Source organism: Caulobacter sp. S45 (assembly GCF_009765965.1).
GTDB lineage: Bacteria > Pseudomonadota > Alphaproteobacteria > Caulobacterales > Caulobacteraceae > CAHJWH01.
Genome location: NZ_LMUL01000010.1, coordinates 339,940 through 358,667 on the forward strand (window position 1 = coordinate 339,940; position 18,728 = coordinate 358,667).

Here is an 18,728-nt window from a genome sequence, read left to right on the forward strand (position 1 = left end):
CCGCGAGACCGGGACGTCGATGACCTTCAGTGTCTTCGTTCCGCCCCAAGCGAAGACGGGCGCCAAGCTGCCGGTGGTGTTCTGGCTGTCGGGCCTGACCAGCACCCACATCAACGTGGTGGAAAAGGGCGAGTACCGCCGCGCCTGCGCCGAGCTGGGCCTGATCCTGGTGGCGCCCGACACCTCGCCGCGCGGCGAGGGGGTGGCGACCGATCCCGAGGGCGGATGGGATTTCGCCCTGGGCGCGGGCTTCTATCTAGACGCCGCCCAACAGCCCTACGCCGCCAACTACCGCATGGGCAGCTATGTCGCCGCCGAACTCCCGGGCGTGATCGGCGAGCATTTTCCCGCCGACATGGCGCGCAAGGCGATCATGGGGTTTTCCATGGGCGGGCACGGGGCGCTGGTCACCGCGTTGAGGAACCCCGGCGCCTATCGCTCGGTGTCGGCGTTCGCGCCCATTTCAGCGCCGTCGCAGGTCCCTTGGGGCCACAAGGCGTTCTCGGGCTACCTGGGCGGCGACCGCGAGGCCTGGGCGCAGTACGACGCCTGCGAACTGATCGCGCGGGGCCATCGGGTGGACGAGCTGTTGGTGGACCAGGGCGAGGTCGACGCCTACCTGCACACCCAGCTCCGCCCCGACCTGCTGGCCGCCGCCTGCGCCAAGGCCGACCTGCCGCTGACCCTGCGGATGCAGCCGGGCTATGATCACAGCTACTACTTCGTCTCGAGCTTCATCGAAGAGCACCTGCGCTGGCACGCGGCGCGGTTGGCCTGAGGCCCCTCTCCCCTTGCGGGAGAGGGAGGGGCCCGTTGCGTTAGCAATGGGAGGGTGAGGGGTCGACGGATGTTCGCCGTTGATATCGCAGCACGACCCCTCAACCTTCCCACGCGTCTATCGACACGCGGGCCCCTTCCTTCTCCCGCAAGGGGAGAAGGAGAAGCTAGGGCCGCTTGTAAACCGTCCCGTCCTTCATCACGAACACCACCCGTCGCACCGCCTGGATATCGACCGTCGGGTCGCCCGTCACCGCGATCAGGTCGGCCATATACCCAGCATGCAGGTGTCCCAGTCGGTCGCCCTGGCGCAGGATCTTGGCGTCCACGGCCGTCGCGGCCAGCAGGGCCTGGGCCGGGGTCATGCCGTCGCGCACCATCCAGTCCAGCTCGCGCCAGTTGTCGCCGTGGGTGAACACGCCGACGTCCGAGCCACACCCCACCGTCACCCCCAGCCGGCGCGCGAGCGCGAAGGCGTGGGCGGCGGTCTGCATGGCCGGCGTCGGCGGCGACTGGCCGGGGATGTAGTGCTGGAAGTAGATCCCGCTCGCCTCCACCGCCGTCAGGGTGGGCAGGTAGGCCACGCCCTGCTTGGCCATCAGGGCGAAGGTCGCCTCGCTGCCGTTGTAGCCGTGCTCGATGGTGTCCACCCCGGCCGAAGCCGCGCGCCGCATCCCCTCGTCGGTGGAGGCGTGGACGGCGACGGGATGGCCCTCGGAGTGGGCGGTCTCCACCAGCGCCCTTAGTTCCGCTTCGCTGAAGGTCGGCTGGGTCGAGCCGTCTGGTCCAACGCGGTAGTCGGCATAGACCTTGATCCAGTCAGCGCCCGCCGCCGCCTGTTCGCGCGCGGCCCGGATCATCTCGTCCACGCCCGAGACCTCCTGCGCGCCCTGGGTCAGCTCGACAGCGCCGGGATAGCTGCGGCGGGCGGGACCATAGGCGCCGGTGGCGACGATGGCGCGGGTGGCGACGAACAGGCGTGGCCCGGCGACGACCCCCTGCTCGATGGCCTGCTTCAACCCGACGTCGGCGGAGCCCGCGCCCTCGGTGCCCAGGTCGCGCAGGGTGGTGAAGCCGGCCATCAGGGTCGCGGTCGCCTGCTTGCCGGCGCGCAGCGTGCGCAGCGCCAGCGGCTCCTTGATCACCTGATCGTCCCACAGGGTCTCGTTGTAGGGATGCAGGAACAGGTGGGAGTGGATGTCCATCAGCCCCGGCAGCAGGGTCGTGTCCGGCAGCTCCACCACCTGAGCGCCGGGCGGGGCAGAGATCGTGGCGGCGGGGCCGACGGCGGTTATCCTGTTCCCCTGCACCAGCACCACCCAGCCGGGATGGACGCTCCCGTCGTCGGCGGTGAAGACCCGCGCGGGCCGGAGCAGCGTCGCCACCGGCTCGGCCGCGTGGGCGCCGGACGCCGCCGAAAGCAGCGCCAGCGCCGCCGTCGCCACCACCGCCAGAACGCCTGTTCCCCTGCGCCGCAATCTCATGCCAAATCCGCCCCGTCCCGTGATGTGCGGGCAGGGGAGCGGAGTTTCGCATGGCCGTAAAGAGCCTGTTGGGTGCGGCGGTGGCTGCTGTGGCCCTGATCGTCGGAGGACCCGCCATGGCCCAATCCCAAACCCCGCCGAAACCGCACTGGTCCATCGTCCTGCACGGCGGCGCCGGGGTGATCGAGCGCGCCGAGATGAGCCCGCAGATGGACGCCGCTTATCGCGCCGGCCTGAAGGCGGCGCTTGAAGCCGGTGCGGCGGTGCTGAAGCGGGGCGGAAGCTCCGTGGACGCCGTGGAAGCTTCGATCCGCATCCTGGAGGACGATCCCCTGTTCAACGCCGGTCGCGGCGCGGTCTTCACCGCCGAGGGCAAGAACGAGCTCGACGCCGCGGTGATGGACGGCAAGACGCTGATGGCCGGGTCGGTTGCCGGCGTCACCCGCACCCGCCACCCCATCAGCCTCGCCCGCGCGGTGATGGAGCATTCGCCCCACGTCATGCTGATCGGCTCGGGCGCGGACGCCTTCGCCAAGGCGCAGGGGCTGGAGCAGGTCGATCCCAGCTTCTTCTTCACCGAGCATCGCTGGGAAGGCCTGGTGAAGGAGCTGAACAAGGAGGGCCGCCCGATCCCGCCGCGCCCGGCCGGCGCGCCGCCGCCGCCCGCCCAGCCGCTGGCGGTGCTGGAGGGGCCGGACGCCCACCGCTTCGGCACCGTGGGCGTGGCGGCGCTGGACGAACACGGGAACGTGGCTGCCGGCACCTCGACCGGCGGCATTCAGGCCAAGCTGTGGGGCCGGGTCGGCGACAGCCCGATCATCGGGGCGGGGACCTATGCGTCCAACCAGTCCTGCGCGGTCTCTGCCACCGGGGCGGGCGAGTACTTCATTCGCCTGACCGTGGCGCGCGAGATCTGCGCCCTGGTCCAGTACAAAGGTATGGGGCTGCAAGCCGCCGCCGACGAGGTGATCCACAAGCAGCTCACCGCGCTGGGCGGCGACGGCGGGGTGATCGCCATGGCGCCGGACGGCCAGGTGGCGTGGAGCTTCAACACCTCGGGCATGTACCGGGCGAAGGTGAGCGCGGGTGGGGCCGAGATGGTCGGGATCTACAAGGACGAGCCGTAGCGCTTCTCCCTCTCCCCTTGCGGGAGAAGGAAGGGGCCCAGCTTTGCTGGGAAGGATGAGGGTCGACGAACGTCGGCCGCGGACATCGCAGCGCGACCCCTCAACCCTCCCATTGCTAACGCAACGGGCCCCTCCCTCTCCCGCAAGGGGAGAGGGCCCGCCGCGCACTGCCCCAAAATTCATCCGCGCCGCGCCCTTTCGCACAAAATCCAGGCGATGGAGCCGATTGACGTTCTGCACGCTTGAGCAGCGAAGTGTGCGGCTGAGCGATTTGCTCAGATCGTCAGGGTGAACAGGCGCTGAGCATGCTGGCATTCGACGAGATGAACGGCGCCCCGGACGACCAGACGTCTCCGGAGGTGCGCGACGGCTATACGGCGGTGAAACGCTGGCTGGACGACGCGCCGCCAGGCCTGCTGAAGGCCCGGCGCGAGCAGGCCGAGCTGCTGTTCCGACGGATCGGCATCACCTTCGCCGTCTATGGCGATGCCGAGGCCGAGGAGCGGCTGATCCCGTTCGACATCATCCCGCGTATCATCACGCAAAAAGAATGGGCAGGGCTGGAGCGCGGCCTGGTGCAACGGGCGCGCGCATTGAATGCATTCCTGGCCGACATCTACGGCCCGCGCGAGTGTATCCGCGCCGGGATCGTCCCGGCCGACCTGATCCTGCGCAATCCGCAGTTCTGCCTGGAGATGGTCAACCAGCGCCCGCCGCACGGCGTTTATGTCCACGTGGCGGGGATCGACCTGGTGCGCACCGGGCCGGACGACTTCTATGTGCTGGAGGACAACTGCCGCACGCCGTCCGGCGTCTCCTACATGCTGGAGAACCGGGAGGTGATGATGCGCCTGTTCCCGGACCTGTTCTCCAGCCATCGCGTGGCGCCGGTCGAGACCTATACCGACGCCCTGCTGACCACCTTGCGCTCGGTCGCGCCCCAGCGGGCCTCGGCGGACCCGACGGTGGTGCTGATGACGCCCGGGCTGCACAACTCCGCCTTCTACGAGCACAGCTTCCTGGCCGACAAGCTGGGCATCGAGCTGGTGGAGGGGCGCGACCTGTTCGTGCAGGACGAGGTGGTGTTCATGCGCACCACTGAGGGCGCCAAGCGGGTGGACGTAATCTACCGCCGTATCGACGACGACTTCATCGACCCGCTGGTGTTCCGGCCCGACAGCATGCTGGGCGTGCCGGGCCTGATGAGCGCCTACTGCGCGGGCAACGTCACGCTGGCCAATGCGCCGGGCGCGGGGGCGGCCGACGACAAGGCGATCTACAGCTACATGCCCGAGATCGTCCGCTTCTTCACCGGCGAGGCGCCGATCCTGAAGAACGTGCCGAGCTGGCGCTGCCGCGAGCCGGAGGCGCTGGCCCATGTGCTCGATCGCCTGCCGGAACTGGTGGTCAAGGAGGTCAACGGGTCGGGCGGCTACGGCATGCTGGTCGGGCCGACGTCTTCGAAGGCCGAGATCGAGACCTTCCGCCATCGGCTGAAGGCGTCGCCGGAGACCTTCATCGCCCAGCCGACGCTGGCGCTGTCCACCTGCCCGACCTTCGTCGAGAGCGGCGTCGCCCCCCGCCACGTCGACCTGCGGCCCTTTGTGCTCAGCGGCGCGGACGAGGTGCGGATCATCCCCGGCGGGTTGACGCGGGTGGCTCTGAAGGAGGGCTCGCTGGTGGTCAACTCCAGCCAGGGCGGCGGGACCAAGGACACCTGGGTGTTGGATGTTTAGCGTGGTGGCTGGGATCGCCAATCGCCCGCTGTCTTCCTTCCCCCTCGAAGGGGGAAGGGCAGGGATGGGGGTGTTCGCAGTGTTTGGTGGGAAGGGCGCGGGAGGCGTCGCCTCATCGGCGCGTCAGGAACCCCCAGCGCATGCACCCCCACCCGGGCCCTCCCCCTTCGAGGGGGAGGGGGAAACCTGTCCAGGGGAAGCTTAGATGCTCGCACGCACCGCCGACGCCCTGTTCTGGACCGCGCGCTACATGGAGCGCGCCGATTATCTCGCCCGCCTGCTGGAGACGGCGATGCGCGCCGCCTCGCTGCCGGCCAGCTATGGCGGCTCCTCCACCGAGTGGGAGAGCGCGGTGGCTTCGGCCGGGGCGGCGGAAGAGTTCTACGCCCGCTATGGCGACGCCACCGAGGAGACGGTGCGCGACTGGCTGGCCTTCAGCCCCGACTACCCCTCCTCGATCCGCAACTGCCTGACCACCGCGCGCACCAATGCGCGGGCGGTGCGCACCGCGCTGACGCCGGAGATGTGGGATGCGGTCAGCGACACGGCGGTGGAGCTGTCGCGCTTCCCGGCCCGGGGCATGGACAGCGAGGAGTTGATCCGCTTCCTGGAGTGGGTGAAGGGCGTGGTGCGCGCCTTCGATGGCGCGGCGCGGCGCACCATGCTGAGGAACGACGTCTACTGGTTCGTGCGTCTGGGCGGGGCGATCGAGCGGGCCGACAACACCGCCCGCATCCTGGACGTGAAGTACCATATCCTGCTCCCCGAGCATGAGCGGGTGGGCGGTTCGCTGGACTACTTCCAGTGGTCCACCATCCTGCGCGAGGTCTCGGCCAACACTGCTTACCGCTGGGTCTACCGCCAGAGCGTCAAGCCGTGGCTGGTGGCCGACCTGCTGATCCTCAACAGACAGATGCCGCGTTCGCTGGCCAGTTGCTACGAGGTGATCGCGCGCCAGACCGACCTGCTGGCCGAGGCCTATGGGCGGCGCGGGCCCAGCCAGAAGCAGGCGCGCTCGATCCTGGCGCGGCTGACGGGCGCGCGGATCGAAGATATCTTCCAATCCGGCCTGCACGAGTTCATCACCGGATTTCTCGACGACAACGTCCAGCTCGGCGGTTCCATCGCGGACCAGTACCTGACCTGATGGGGGGATGATGCGCGTCCACGTGGATTACGTGACCCGCTACGAATACGACACCCCCGCTCGCCTGATCCAGCAGGTGCTGCGCATGACGCCGCGTCCCTATGACGGCCAGCACGTGCGCGACTGGCGGGTGGAGATCGATGGGGACGGCCGGCTGCGGGCCGGAGAGGATGCGCTGGGCAACGTGGTCCACATGCTGTCGCTGGCCGGACCCGTGCGCCGATTGATGGCGCGGGTGATCGGCGAGGTCGACACTTCCGACACCGGCGGCATGGTCCATGGGGCGATCGAGCGGTTCCCGCCCGCCGTCTTCCTGCGCGAGACCGACCTGACCCGCTGCGACGCGGCCCTGCACGCCTTCGCCGCCGAGGTCGCCGCCAAGGGCGGTTCGAAGCTGGACCAGCTGCACGCCCTGTTGGGCGCGCTGAACGAGCAGGTGGCGTTCGACACCAGCCCGACCACCTCCACCACCACGGCGGCGGAGGCGTTCGCGATGAAGCGGGGCGTGTGCCAGGATCTCAGCCACATCTTCATCGGGGCGGCCCGCGTCATGGGCATGCCGGCCCGCTACGTCTCCGGCCACCTCGCCCGCAGCGACGGGGAGATCGACCAGGAGGCCGGTCACGCCTGGTGCGAAACCTATGTCGAGGACCTGGGCTGGGTCGGTTTCGACGCCGCCAACGGGGTCTGCCCCACCGACGCCTATGTCCGCGTCGCCATCGGCTTGGACTATTTGGGGGCGGCGCCGGTGCGCGGGAGCCGCTATGGAGGTGGCGGCGAACAACTGGACGTGAAGCTGCGCGTTACCCCGGCGGGCCAATAGGCCGGGCCGGCGACGGCGGCCAAGGGCGCGCCGAGCGGCCGGAGGAACGGACCCATGACCTATTGCTGCGGCCTCCTGCTGAAGGACGGCCTAGTGATGATCGCCGACACCCGCACCAACGCCGGCGTCGACAACATCTCGGTGTTCCGCAAGCTGCATACCGTCGAGGGGCAGGACAGGTTCCTGGCCGTGGCCACGGCCGGCAACCTGTCGGTGACCCAGTCGGTGCTGAGCAACCTGTCCAATGGGGTGCGCGACCCGATCACCGAGGAGGTCCACACCCTGATGACGGTGAAGGACATGTTCAGCGCCGCCAAGCTGCTGGGCGACGCGGTGGCCACCGTGAGGCGCAAGATCGCCGAGGCGGTCGAGCCCGAGATCTCAGCCGACGTCACCCTGCTGTTCGGGGGCCAGATCGCCGGCGAGGAGATGCGGTTTTTCCTGATCTACAGCGAAGGCAACTTCATCGAGTGCGAGCCCGAAACGCCCTATTTCCAAGCCGGCGAGACCAAGTACGGCAAGCCGATCCTGCTGCGCTCGGTCAATTACGAGACCGACCTGTACGAGGCGCTGAAGGTGGGGCTGGTGTCGTTCGACAGCACGCTGCGGTCCAACTTGGCGGTGGGCATGCCGATCGACCTGCTGTTGCTGCGGCGTGGCGAACTGACACCCGAACTATCCCACCGCATCGAAGTGGACGACGTCTATTTCCATGATCTCGGCGAACGCTGGTCGACGGCGTTGCGTGACGCCATCGTCGACATCCCGCCGGTGCCCTATGGGAATGGTAATAATTGATTGTGTTTTTCTTTGCTAATATTTCGAAATATCCACTTGTGTTGGGATTTGCTTATATTATTACCTAGAAATACTCAACTCATTAGGTTGATATAGAGCGTCAATCACCCAGATCGTCTTGCGACTTCCAGGCTCACGCCTTGATCACGCGCGTTGCAGAGATGAAGCCGTTAAGATTTCTAAAGCGAATTTGGGGATATCAAACTAACCAAGATACCTCGGTGAGGGCCATGGCTCGCGATATCCTCACGAACGCCCTGCCAATTTTCAACCGGAAATTGCATATGGGCCGAAAGGTCCGATGGGCTGCTTTCGTCGGTCTGGTGATGCTGCCGGCGGGGCTGGTTCTGAGCGGGCTCATCCTGCTCGGGAGTTACCGTCACCAGCTCCAGCTCGAGCGCCGCCTGGACGTCGCCCAGAATGCGCGGGGCGAGATGTACGGCCTGCTGCGATATGCGACCCAGGCCGAATCCAGCCAGCGGGGCTTCCTGCTTTCGGGCAACCCGGCCTTCCTACTTCCCTATTACGCCGCGCTCGACAAATTGCCGGAGTTTCGACAGCAGCTCTCCAAGGATCTGACTGTCCCCGGACAACAGGAGCAATTCGCGATCGTTTCCCAACTTCTCGGTCAAAAGCTCGACTACCTCGCCCAGTCGATCGAGCTGCGCAGGACAGGGGAGCCGGAGACGCTGTTGCGCTTGCGCAAGTCGGGGCGGGGCGAGCGTTACATGTCCGGCATCCGGCAAGGCACGGCGCGGCTGATCGCGCTTCAGCTCGCTTCGGTCCATCGCCAGGAAGCGGAGCTTGAGCAGGCGGGGCGTGAAACCGCCTTGCTGGTGGCGGGCATGTTCACGGGCATGTTCGTGCTGATCATCGGGGCGGCGGCCCTGGTCGCCCTGGCCTTCCGCGATCATGAAGCCTACGAGCAGCGGCTGCGCATCGCCAGCGAGCAGGCCGAAGCCGCCAACCACGCCAAGAGCGAGTTCCTGGCCAATATGAGTCACGAGATCCGCACGCCGCTGAACGGGGTGGTGGCGGTGGCCGACATGCTGTCGCGCGCCAACCTGGAGTCCAAGGAGCGCGAGATGGTCGAGATCATCTGCGCGTCCGGCGACACCTTGCAGCGCCTCCTGTCCGACATCCTGGACGTGGCCCGCATGGAATCCGGCAAGATCACCATCGAGGCCGCGGTCTTCCACGCCGGCGACATGGCCCGATCCGTCGCCGGCCTGTCCCAGCTCAAGTGCGACGAGAAGGGCGTGCGCCTGGTGATCGAGGTGGCGCCGGAGATCGACCAGACCGTGATGGGCGACTTGGTGCGCGTGCGCCAGGTGGTGACCAACCTGCTCAGCAACGCGGTCAAGTTCACCGAGAAGGGCGAGGTGCGGTTGATCGCGGACCGCACGCCCGATGGCGCGGCGCGCTTCACCGTCATCGACACCGGGGTCGGCTTCCCCATGGCCGACAAGGCCAAGGTGCTCGGACGCTTCGAGCAGGCCGACAGCTCCATCGCCCGCCGGTTCGGCGGCACGGGCCTCGGCCTGTCGATCTGCCGCGACCTGGCCAAGCTGATGGGCGGCGCGCTGGATTGTTCGAGCGAACCGGGCGTCGGTTCGCGTTTCTGGGTGGAACTGCCGCTGGAGGCGGCCGAGCTCGAACCCACGCCCGAGGTGGAGATCGCGTCCGAGGGCATGGATCAGGCGATGCGCATCCTGCTGGCCGACGACCACCCCACCAACCGCAAGGTGGTGGAGCTGATGCTGGAGGGCGGCCTGGCCGACCTGACCAGCGTCGAGGACGGGGCGCAGGCCCTGGAGAAGTTTCGCGCGCAGCCGTTCGAACTGGTGCTGATGGACATGCAGATGCCGGTCATGGACGGCCTGACCGCCATCCGTGAAATCCGCCGCGTGGAGCTGGAGGGCTCTCTCCCGCGCACGCCCGTAATCATGCTGACCGCCAACGCCTTGCCCGACCAGATCGCCGCGGCCGTCGAGGCCGGCGCCGACCTGCACCTGTCCAAGCCGTTCACCGCCGGCGCCCTGTTCGACGCCATCAATCTGGCGATGACCCGCTCCGACAGCGAGACCCTGGCGGCCTGATCTCGCCTTGACGAGACGGTTTACGCATGTAGTCATGGATCGACTACAGTCGTAATCCGGCGCGGTCCTCCGCGTCTCGAAAGGGTCGCCGATGAAGTTCGCCCCGCTCGCGCCCATCGTCGCTATCCTTATCCTGGGGGGATGCGACCAGCGGGGCGCGCAGACCGACGCGTTCTGGCGCGCGCGCCAGGCCGCCGTGGACCGTCCACAGTTCTGGTCCGTCCAGGCGGTGGGCCAGCCGGGCAGGCCGATCCGGGTCTGCACCGACACGCAGATGCGCAAGGGGTTCGGCAGGCCAAACCCCGCGATCGGGGATCAGCTCTGCGGACGGCTCGGAGATGCGGTCCGCACCAAGGACGGTTGGGCCTTCCGATGCACGCTGGGCGGAGAGACCTATGCGGTCAACGCCTCCAACCACGGCGATCCGGCCCGGGCCTTCGAGGCAAGCTTCAGCATCAGCTCGCTCGACACCGGCAAGGGCTATCGCCAGACGCTCCGCTACGCCCGCCTGGGCGACTGCCCGGCGGGTTGGGATATCGGCCAGGCCACCAACCAGCGCGGCGAACGGGTCAGCGACGCGCTCGCGCCACTTGGCGGGACCCCGGCCCCGCAACCCATCCCGTCGACGGCGGCGCCGAGGTGAGGGCCTAGCTCACCCTTTCTTGGCGAGGCGTTCGAGTTGGCGTTGCATCTCGTCCATGCGGCTCTTCAGGTCGGCGATGGAGTCGTCTTCGGCCGGGGGCGTCGCCGCTGGTTCGGGGCGATGGGCCTCGGGCGGAGTGTAGGCGAAGGGGGTGAACATCTTCATCGCCCGGTCGAACAGCACCATGTTCTGGCGGATCTGCTCTTCGAACACGCGGTAGCCCTCCTTGCCGGTGAAGGGGGTGGGGAAGCCCGCGCCGAGCGAGCCGGCCACCTGTTCGCGCAGCCGGTCCTGCTGCTGGGCGAAGGCGTCCAGCGACATTTCCAGATAACCGGGCACCAACCCCTGAATCTGGTTGCCGTAAAGCTGGATGAGCTGACGAAGGAACTGGATCGGCAGCAGGTTCTGGCCGCTGTTCTCCGCCTCGAAGATGATCTGGGTCAGGACCTGGCGGGTAATGTCTTCGTTGGTCTTGGCGTCATAGACGACGAAATCCACGCCCTCCTTGACCATGTCGGACAGGTGTTCGAGTGTGACGTAGGAACTGGACTGTGTATTATACAGCCTCCGGTTCGCATACTTCTTGATGACCACGCGGTCGCCGGTCTTCTTGGCTTCCGGGCCAGGTTCACCCTGGGCTGTTTCGGACACCTAATCCTCCATCCCTCGTCGCGAACGGCGACGTTTCGTAAGACTATCGTGGATCGCCCTGCTTCCGCTAGGGTGAGCTTTTAGCGGGCATGCAGACGACGGCGGCCTTAGGCCTTATGATCGAATGCGGACGATCCGGATTTATGGGGGAGATGCGTCTGAAGACGAATGGCCCTGTCACCCTGAGCGACGTCGCCGCCCGCGCCGGGGTGTCGATCAAGACCGTGTCGCGGGTGGTCAATCGAGAGGCGAACGTCTCCAGCGCGACCCGTGAACGGGTCGAGGCGGTGCTGAGCGATCTCGATTACCGGCCGAACATCTTCGCGCGCAGCTTGGCGGGCTCGCGCTCGTATCTGCTGTCGTTGCTGTTCGACAATCCGAACGCGAGCTACGTCCACGATCTTCAGCTGGGCGCACTGCGGCAGTGCCGGGCGGTCGGCTACCACCTGATCGTTGAGGAGATGGATTCCGGCGCCGCAGATTTCGAACAGCAGGTGGCGCGCCTGCTGCAGGGCTCGCTCACCGATGGGCTGATCCTCACCCCGCCGCTTTCGGACAATGCGCTGCTGCTGGCGGCGCTGGCGGCGCGGGGGCTGCCCTGCGTGCGCATCGCGCCCTACACGGCCGGAGAGGTGGGGACGGCCATCCTGATCGACGACGCGGCGGCGGCGGCGGAGCTGACGACGCACCTGTTGGACCTCGGGCATCGGCGCATCGGCTTCATCGAGGGTCCTTCCGGACATGGGGCGACGCGCCTGCGCTACGACGGCTTCGCCTCGGCGCTGCGGGCGAGAGGGCTGGCGCCGGAGCCGGACCTGGTGGTGACGGGCGATTTCACTTCCCGATCGGGGATGGAGGCGGGGGAGCGGTTGCTGGCGCGCCCCGATCGGCCGACCGCGATCTTCGCCAGCAACGACGACATGGCGCTGGGCGCGATGCTGACCGCCAGCCGGTTGGGGCTGCACATCCCGGAAGACCTGTCGGTCGCCGGCTTCGACGACTCCCGCACGGCGCTGCTCACATGGCCGCAACTGACCACCGTGCGCCAGCCGGTGACGGATATGAGCGCGGCGGCGGCGCGGGTGCTGATCTCCAGGGAGCCCATGCCTAGGAGGATCATGTTCGACCTGGAGGTGGTGGTGCGGGGATCGACGGGGGTGGCGAGGGGGTAGGGTTCCTTCTCCCCTTGCGGGAGAAGGATCGCTACCCCACCACGCCCTGCGCCTTCAGCAACGCCACCACAGCCTCGGCATGCTCGGCCGGCTCGCCCTCGGCGGCGGCGAGGCGGAGTTCGGGATGCTCGGGCGCCTCGTAGGGGCTGTCGACGCCGGTGAAGTGCTTTAGCTGTCCGGCGCGGGCCTTCTTGTAGAGTCCCTTCACGTCGCGGCTTTCGGCCACCTGCAAGGGTGTATCGACGAACACCTCGAAGAACTCGCCCTCGGGCAGCATGGCGCGGGCCATGTCGCGTTCGGCGCGGAACGGCGAGATGAAGCTGACCAGCACGATCAGGCCGGCGTCGGCCATCAGCCTGGCCACCTCGGCCACCCGGCGGATGTTCTCCACCCGGTCCGCGTCGGTGAAGCCCAGGTCGCGGTTGAGGCCATGGCGCACGTTGTCGCCATCCAGCAGGTAGGTGTGGCGACCCTCCGCCTGCAGCTTCTTCTCCACCAGGTTGGCGATGGTGGACTTGCCGGCGCCCGATAGGCCGGTGAACCATAGCACCGCCGGCTTCTGGCCCTTGGCCGCCGCGCGGGTCTCGCGGGAGACGTCGAGCGCCTGCCAGTGGATGTTGTGCGCGCGGCGCAGCGCATAGCCGATCATCCCGGCCGCAACCGTGGCGTTGGTCATCCGGTCGATCAGGATGAAGCCGCCCAGGTCCTTGTTCTCGGCGTAGGGCTCAAAGGCGATCGGCTGGTCCAGCGAGATATTGCAGGTGGCGATCCCGTTCAGCTCCAGCGTCTTGGCCGCCAGCCGCTCCAGGGTGTTGACGTTGATCTTGTGCTTGATCTCGGTGACCGTGGCGGCCGCCGTCCGGGTCCCGAGCTTGAGCCAGTAGGATCGCCCGGCCAGCAAAGGCTCCTCCGCCATCCAGACCAGGGTGGTCTCGAACTGGTCGGCGACCTCGGGCGGGTGGTCGGCGATGGCGATCACGTCCCCGCGCGAGCAGTCCACCTCGTCGTCCAGCGTCAGGGTGACGGACTGGCCGGCGACCGCATGGTCCAGGTCGCCGTCGAAACTGACGATGCGCGCGACGGTGGAGGTCTTGCCCGAGGGCAGGATGCGCACCGCATCGCCGGGCCGCACCTCGCCTGAGGCGATCAGGCCGGCGAAACCCCGGAAGTCCAGGTTGGGACGGTTGACCCACTGCACCGGCAGGCGGAACGGCTTGCGCCGGTCGGCGGCGACGTCCAACTCCACCGTTTCCAGGTGCTCGATCAGCGATGGTCCAGCGTACCAGGGCGTGGCCGGCGAGCGGCTGGCGATATTGTCCCCGGCCAGGCCGGAGATCGGGATGGCGGTGAAGTCGCGCACGCCGATGGAGGTGGCGAAGGCGCCGTAGTCGGCGACGATGGCGTCGAAGCGGGCCTGATCGTAGCCGACCAGGTCCATCTTGTTCACCGCCAGCACCAGGTGGCGGATACCCAGCAGGTGGGCCAGATAGCTGTGCCGGCGGGTCTGGGTCAGCACGCCCTTGCGCGCGTCGATCAGGATCACCGCCAGGTCGGCGGTGGAGGCGCCGGTGACCATGTTGCGGGTGTACTGCTCGTGGCCGGGCGTATCGGCGACGATGAACTTGCGCTTGTCGGTGGCGAAGAAGCGATAGGCCACGTCGATGGTGATGCCCTGTTCGCGCTCGGCCGCCAGCCCGTCGACCAGCAGGGCGAAGTCGATCTCCTGGCCCTGGGTCCCGACGCGCTTTGAATCGGCTTCGAGGGCTGAGAGCTGGTCCTCGAAGATCATCTTCGAATCGTAGAGCAGCCGGCCGATCAGGGTGGACTTGCCGTCGTCGACGCTGCCGCAGGTGATGAAGCGCAGCAGCGACTTGGTTTCGTGCGCGGCCAGATAGGCGTCGATGTCGCGGGCCGCCAGTTCGGAGGTGCGGTAGGCGCCGGTCGAGGGGGGAGCGGGCATTAGAAGTAGCCCTCCTGCTTCTTCTTCTCCATCGAGGCGGACTGGTCGTGGTCGATGGCGCGGCCCTGGCGCTCGCTGGTGGTGGTCAGCAGCATCTCCTGGATCACCTCGGTCAGGGTCGAGGCCCTGCTCTCCACCGCGCCGGTCAGGGGATAGCAGCCCAGCGTGCGGAAGCGGATCGAGCGCTCCACCGGGACCTCGCCGGGACGGAGCGGAAACCGCTCGTCGTCGACCATCAGCAGCAGGCCGTCGCGCTCCACCGTCGGGCGGGGGGCGGCGAAGTAGAGCGGCACGATGGGGATGTCCTCGCGCCGGATGTATTGCCACACGTCCAGCTCGGTCCAGTTGGACAGGGGGAAGACCCGCAGGCTCTCGCCCCTGGCCTTGCGGGCGTTGTAGAGCCGCCAGAGTTCGGGGCGCTGGCTCTTGGGGTCCCAGCGGTGGTTGGTGGAGCGGAACGAGAAGATCCGCTCCTTGGCGCGCGACTTCTCCTCGTCGCGGCGCGCGCCCCCGAAGGCGGCGTCGAAGCCGTATTTGTCCAGCGCCTGCTTGAGCCCCTGGGTCTTCCACACGTCGGTATGCACCGACGAGCCGTGGTCGAACGGATTGATCCCGGCGGCCACCGCCTCTGGGTTCTTGTGGACCAGCAACTCCATGCCGGCCTCGGCCGCCATCCGGTCGCGCAGGGCGTACATGGCGCGGAACTTCCAGGTGGTGTCCACGTGCAGCAGCGGGAATGGCGGCGGGGCGGGAAAGAAGGCCTTGCGCGCCAGGTGCAGCATCACCGCGCTGTCCTTGCCCACCGAGTACAGCATCACCGGCCGTTCGGTCTCGGCCACGACCTCGCGCAGGATGTGGATCGACTCCGCTTCCAGGCGCTGCAGATGGGTGAGGGCGGCCGATCCGGCGCGCGCGTGCGATGCGACCGGAGGCAGGGGGGGATCGGACAAGGTCATGGTCGGCCTCATCTAAGCACTGAAGCCGAGTTCGCCTCTTTAGAAAAGCTGGGAGCCTTCATAGGCCAGGCCATCGCGTCCGTCGGGGCGGAAGGCCGAGGGATCAGGGCTTGCGGCGGGTCAGGAAGCCGCCGCTCATCTGACCCAGGGCGGTGCGGCATTTGGGGGAGACCCTGGTCCCTTTCATGGCGAGGCATTGGCGCACCGCCCCCCGGACATGGGGCAGGCCCATGCAGAAGGTCTGGACGTCGGCCGCGCAGGCTTCGCGCGCCTGCGGGATGATGGCGCTGCGCTGGGCCGTGAACACCTGCGCCTGGGCGGAGCCGGCGGCGAGCAGGCCGGCGAGGGCGAAGGCGGCGATGATCTTCGGCATGGCGGGGTTCCTCGTACGCGTGGCGAGCGCGACTCACCCGCCCAGGCCCTCGCGCCGCTTGTAGGCGATCAGGGTGTTTTCCAACAGGCACGCGATGGTCATGGGGCCGACGCCGCCGGGGACCGGGGTGATCGCACCGGCCACCTCGACCGCCTCGGCGAAGTCCACGTCGCCCACCAAACGGGTCTTGCCGTCCTCGCCATCCAGCCGGTTGATACCCACGTCGATGACGATGGCGCCCGGCTTGATGAAGTCGGCCTTGACCAGCCCGGGAACGCCGACCGCGCTGACCAGGATGTCGGCCTGGCGGCAGACGCCGGGCAGGTCGCGGGTGCGGGAATGGGCGATGGTCACTGTGCAGTCCGCCGCGAGCAGCAGTTGGGTCATCGGCTTGCCGACGATGCCCGAGCGGCCGAGCACTACGGCGGTCATCCCGGCCAGCCTGGGCGCGACCTCGGCGATCAGCTTCATGCAGCCGCGCGGGGTGCAGGGGATCAGACCAACCTCGCCGCCCCACAGCCGGCCGACGTTGAGCGCATGGAAGCCGTCCACGTCCTTGTCCGGGTCGATCGCCGCCAGCACCCTGGCCACCTGGATATGGCCGGGCAGGGGAAGCTGGACCAGCACCCCGTCCACGCCCGGATCGGCGTTCAGGCTGGCGACCAGCGCCAGCAGCTCGGCTTCGGACGCGTCGGCGGCCAGCCGGTGCTCGGTGGAGACCATGCCGGCCTTGCGGGTCGCCACGCCCTTGTTGCGCACATAGACTTGGCTGGCCGGGTTCTCGCCCATCAGCACGACGGCCAGGCCCGGACGGCGCGCGCTCGCGGGCAGGGCCTCGATCTCGGCGGCGATCGTCTCGCGCAGCCGGGCGGCGCAGGCGGCGCCGTCGATGATGCGTGCGGTCATGCTCGAACCCCTGGAAGCGCTCACGAGGCGCGCGCGTGGCGGAACCGAGGTCCGCCGAACCGGAGCGGCCTGCTAACGCACGACCGTCACAAACCCTAGCCCGGCGGAACGGCGGCGGATCAGGGCCTAGTCTGCAGCCATTTCACGATTTCCGACTCCAGAGCGATCCGGTGATCGGAGAAGGGATGGTCGGTGATCATGTGGACCTCGCGCACGTCGGCGTCGCCCACGGCGCGCAGCCGGTCGGCGAGCGCGTGGGAGGCGGGCTGGCTACCGTCCTCGGCGGTCACCAACAGCACCGGCCGTGGCGCGATGCGGGGCGCAAGGCGGCGGAAGTCCCATCGCTCGGGCGCGGCGATGAGTTCGCCGACCAGGCCGTCCACGGTGGCGCCGCCGAGCGGGATCACGTTGTCGGGGAAGTCCGATCCCGGCGCATGGGCCCGCGCCAGCGCCTTCGGCGCTCCGCCCTGGGCGTCTTGTCCCATGTTCCAGGCCGAGATCATGATCAGGCCGGCCACGCGCGGAGCGTTGGCGGTCGCGCTCGCGGCCATGAAGCCGCCCATACTGTGCCCGGCGACGAAGATGCGGCGGGGATCGACCCCGAACTTGGCGGCGACCGCCGGATCGCGCAGGAAGCCGAGCGCGGCGTCCGCATCCTCGCGCGCATGGGCGAAGGAGAACCGGCCGGGACTTCCCCACGATCCGCGATAGTGCAGGGTCAGCACGTCGAAGCCGGCGCGCCGCACCGCCTGCGCCAGGTCCAGGTTCTGTTCGTTGCCGGGGAAACCGTGCAGCAGGAGCAGGGTGGCGTGCGGTCCAGGTCCCGACGCCGTGTAGAGGACGCCGTTGAGCAGCGCGCCGTGACTGGGGATGCGCACATAGGCCATGCCGGCGGGGTGGGCGGCGTCGCGCGGCGGATCGGCGATCACCGCCATCGGCGTCTGCGCCCTGGCCGCGCCGGTCAGCGCGAGAAGGCCGCACATGGCCCCGATGACGAAAGACCGCTTCATCCTAGTCTCCGCTGACGATGTGCGTGCGGCCAACGCGACTCGCCGCCCTTTTCCTTACAAGCCTCTTAGCACCCACGGCCCGGTCGTGTCGTCCGACGGAGGGGAACGACGGGGGCGGCAGGGCGTGGTTTCCTGCATCGGCGCGATGCGTGATGGATGGATGGGACGGATGCACTCGATCGAACTCGACCCGGCGCTGGAGACGCGCCTTCGCCGCGATCGCGGCGGCGGCCTGCACGTGCTGGACCGGATCGACCTGGCGCGGACGGCGCACGTGGTCATCGATCTCCAGAACGGCTTCATGGAGGGCGGCGCGCCGGTCGAGGTGCCGACCGCCCGCGAGATCGTGCCCAACGTCAATCGCATCAGCCAGGCCGTGAGGCGGGCCGGCGGCCTGAACGTGTTCGTCAGGTTCACCACCCCGGTGGAGTCGCTCCAGGGCTGGGCCAGCTTCTATTCCCGCCTGTCGCCCGAACGCCGCGCCGCGCACCAGGCCGCCTTCGCACCCGGCGCGCATTATTGGGAGCTTTGGCCGGACCTGTCGGTGGAGGACGGCGACCTGGCCTTGGACAAGCAGCGCTTCAGCGCCTTCACGCCCGGGACCTGCGACCTGCACGCGGTGCTGGGAGGGCGCGGGATCGACACCCTGATCGTCACCGGCACGGCGTCCAACACCTGCTGCGAGAGCACCGCGCGTGACGCGATGCAGCTGAACTACAAGGTGATTTTCGTCAGCGACGCCAACGCCGCCCACACCGACGCCAACCACAACGCTACGCTGAACAACATGTGCGCATTGTTCGCCGACGTGATGACCGCCCAGGAGGTGACGGCGCTGATCGCCGCCTCTTCATCTTCGTAGGCGCGACGGGCGAAAAGGATGCGCCCTGCCTGCAACGCTTTCAAATCGTGGAGGGGGCCGGCGGAACGGAAGCGGTGAAGGGGCCGTTGTTGGGGCGACTTGGTCGGGTTTCCGCTTGGAACTGGCCGGGACCGCCACTTCGCCGGAGACTGCATGAGGCCCCAGCAATCCGGTGTCGCTCTGAGGATATGCTCCGTCGCCCAT

General features: G+C 68.1%; 17 protein-coding genes. 10 read left to right on the forward strand and 7 right to left on the reverse strand.

The annotated features are described in order from the left end of the window. Nucleotides 1-778 (forward strand): S-formylglutathione hydrolase (gene fghA, locus GSQ87_RS06090; RefSeq protein ID WP_158914286.1); only part of this gene is annotated, 778 nt, incomplete at its 5' end. A gap of 166 nt (nt 779-944) precedes the next feature. Here the strand turns inward: fghA and GSQ87_RS06095 are convergent. Further along, nucleotides 945-2,261 (reverse strand): amidohydrolase family protein, encoded by a 1,317-nt coding sequence (locus GSQ87_RS06095; RefSeq protein WP_158914288.1) that lies wholly within the window; start codon nt 2,259-2,261, stop codon nt 945-947. A gap of 50 nt (nt 2,262-2,311) precedes the next feature. Between GSQ87_RS06095 and GSQ87_RS06100 the strand changes: the two genes are divergently transcribed. The 7 genes from GSQ87_RS06100 (at nt 2,312) to GSQ87_RS06130 (ending at nt 10,634) form a co-directional block, all read left to right on the forward strand. Further along, the gene (locus GSQ87_RS06100) at nt 2,312-3,388 is read left to right on the forward strand and encodes an isoaspartyl peptidase/L-asparaginase family protein (protein ID WP_158914290.1); all 1,077 of its coding nucleotides are present in this window, start codon (nt 2,312-2,314) and stop codon (nt 3,386-3,388) included. 323 nt (nt 3,389-3,711) lie between these two features. Next, entirely contained in the window at nt 3,712-5,124 is a 1,413-nt protein-coding gene (locus tag GSQ87_RS06105) for a circularly permuted type 2 ATP-grasp protein (protein WP_371416653.1), read from the forward strand. 205 nt (nt 5,125-5,329) lie between these two features. Next, on the forward strand, nt 5,330-6,271 hold the full coding sequence (locus GSQ87_RS06110) for an alpha-E domain-containing protein (RefSeq protein WP_158914292.1): 942 nt from the start codon (nt 5,330-5,332) through the stop codon (nt 6,269-6,271). 7 nt (nt 6,272-6,278) lie between these two features. Next, nucleotides 6,279-7,094 carry a transglutaminase family protein gene (locus GSQ87_RS06115; protein ID WP_254062754.1) on the forward strand — a complete coding sequence of 272 codons (816 nt, stop codon included), beginning with the start codon at nt 6,279-6,281 and terminating at the stop codon, nt 7,092-7,094. Between the two features lie 54 nt (nt 7,095-7,148). Next, on the forward strand, nt 7,149-7,892 hold the full coding sequence (locus GSQ87_RS06120) for a peptidase (RefSeq protein WP_158914294.1): 744 nt from the start codon (nt 7,149-7,151) through the stop codon (nt 7,890-7,892). A 284-nt stretch (nt 7,893-8,176) separates the two neighbouring features. After that, the gene (locus GSQ87_RS06125; RefSeq protein WP_158914296.1) at nt 8,177-9,991 is read left to right on the forward strand and encodes an ATP-binding protein; all 1,815 of its coding nucleotides are present in this window, start codon (nt 8,177-8,179) and stop codon (nt 9,989-9,991) included. 91 nt (nt 9,992-10,082) lie between these two features. Then, entirely contained in the window at nt 10,083-10,634 is a 552-nt protein-coding gene (locus tag GSQ87_RS06130; protein ID WP_158914298.1) for a hypothetical protein, read from the forward strand. 9 nt (nt 10,635-10,643) lie between these two features. Here GSQ87_RS06130 and phaR read toward each other — a convergent pair whose 3' ends face one another. Beyond that, nucleotides 10,644-11,285 (reverse strand): polyhydroxyalkanoate synthesis repressor PhaR, encoded by a 642-nt coding sequence (gene phaR, locus GSQ87_RS06135; RefSeq protein ID WP_158914300.1) that lies wholly within the window; start codon nt 11,283-11,285, stop codon nt 10,644-10,646. 152 nt (nt 11,286-11,437) lie between these two features. On the opposite strand from phaR, the gene GSQ87_RS06140 reads away from it, so the two are divergent. Then, entirely contained in the window at nt 11,438-12,457 is a 1,020-nt protein-coding gene (locus tag GSQ87_RS06140) for a LacI family DNA-binding transcriptional regulator (RefSeq protein WP_158914302.1), read from the forward strand. 31 nt (nt 12,458-12,488) lie between these two features. Here the strand turns inward: GSQ87_RS06140 and cysN are convergent, their stop codons facing one another. The 5 genes from cysN to GSQ87_RS06165 all read right to left on the reverse strand — a co-directional run bounded on the left by cysN (nt 12,489) and on the right by GSQ87_RS06165 (nt 17,662). Further along, nucleotides 12,489-14,417, reverse strand: a complete 1,929-nt coding sequence (gene cysN / locus GSQ87_RS06145) for a sulfate adenylyltransferase subunit CysN (RefSeq protein ID WP_158914304.1) — start codon at nt 14,415-14,417, stop codon at nt 12,489-12,491. Then, complete coding sequence (cysD, locus tag GSQ87_RS06150; RefSeq protein ID WP_158914306.1) at nt 14,417-15,373, reverse strand: sulfate adenylyltransferase subunit CysD; 957 nt, start codon at nt 15,371-15,373, stop codon at nt 14,417-14,419. The genes cysN and cysD overlap by 1 nt, the downstream gene beginning before the upstream one ends. Nucleotides 15,374-15,476: 103 nt before the next feature. Next, nucleotides 15,477-15,746, reverse strand: a complete 270-nt coding sequence (locus GSQ87_RS06155; RefSeq protein ID WP_158914308.1) for a hypothetical protein — start codon at nt 15,744-15,746, stop codon at nt 15,477-15,479. 33 nt (nt 15,747-15,779) lie between these two features. Further along, on the reverse strand, nt 15,780-16,652 hold the full coding sequence (folD, locus tag GSQ87_RS06160; RefSeq protein WP_158914310.1) for a bifunctional methylenetetrahydrofolate dehydrogenase/methenyltetrahydrofolate cyclohydrolase FolD: 873 nt from the start codon (nt 16,650-16,652) through the stop codon (nt 15,780-15,782). 119 nt (nt 16,653-16,771) lie between these two features. Then, nucleotides 16,772-17,662: an alpha/beta hydrolase gene (locus GSQ87_RS06165; RefSeq protein ID WP_158914312.1), complete on the reverse strand. Its 891-nt coding sequence runs from the start codon at nt 17,660-17,662 to the stop codon at nt 16,772-16,774. Between the two features lie 169 nt (nt 17,663-17,831). On the opposite strand from GSQ87_RS06165, the gene GSQ87_RS06170 reads away from it, so the two are divergent. After that, nucleotides 17,832-18,524, forward strand: a complete 693-nt coding sequence (locus GSQ87_RS06170; RefSeq protein WP_158914314.1) for a cysteine hydrolase family protein — start codon at nt 17,832-17,834, stop codon at nt 18,522-18,524. The last annotated feature ends 204 nt before the right edge of the window (nt 18,525-18,728 follow it).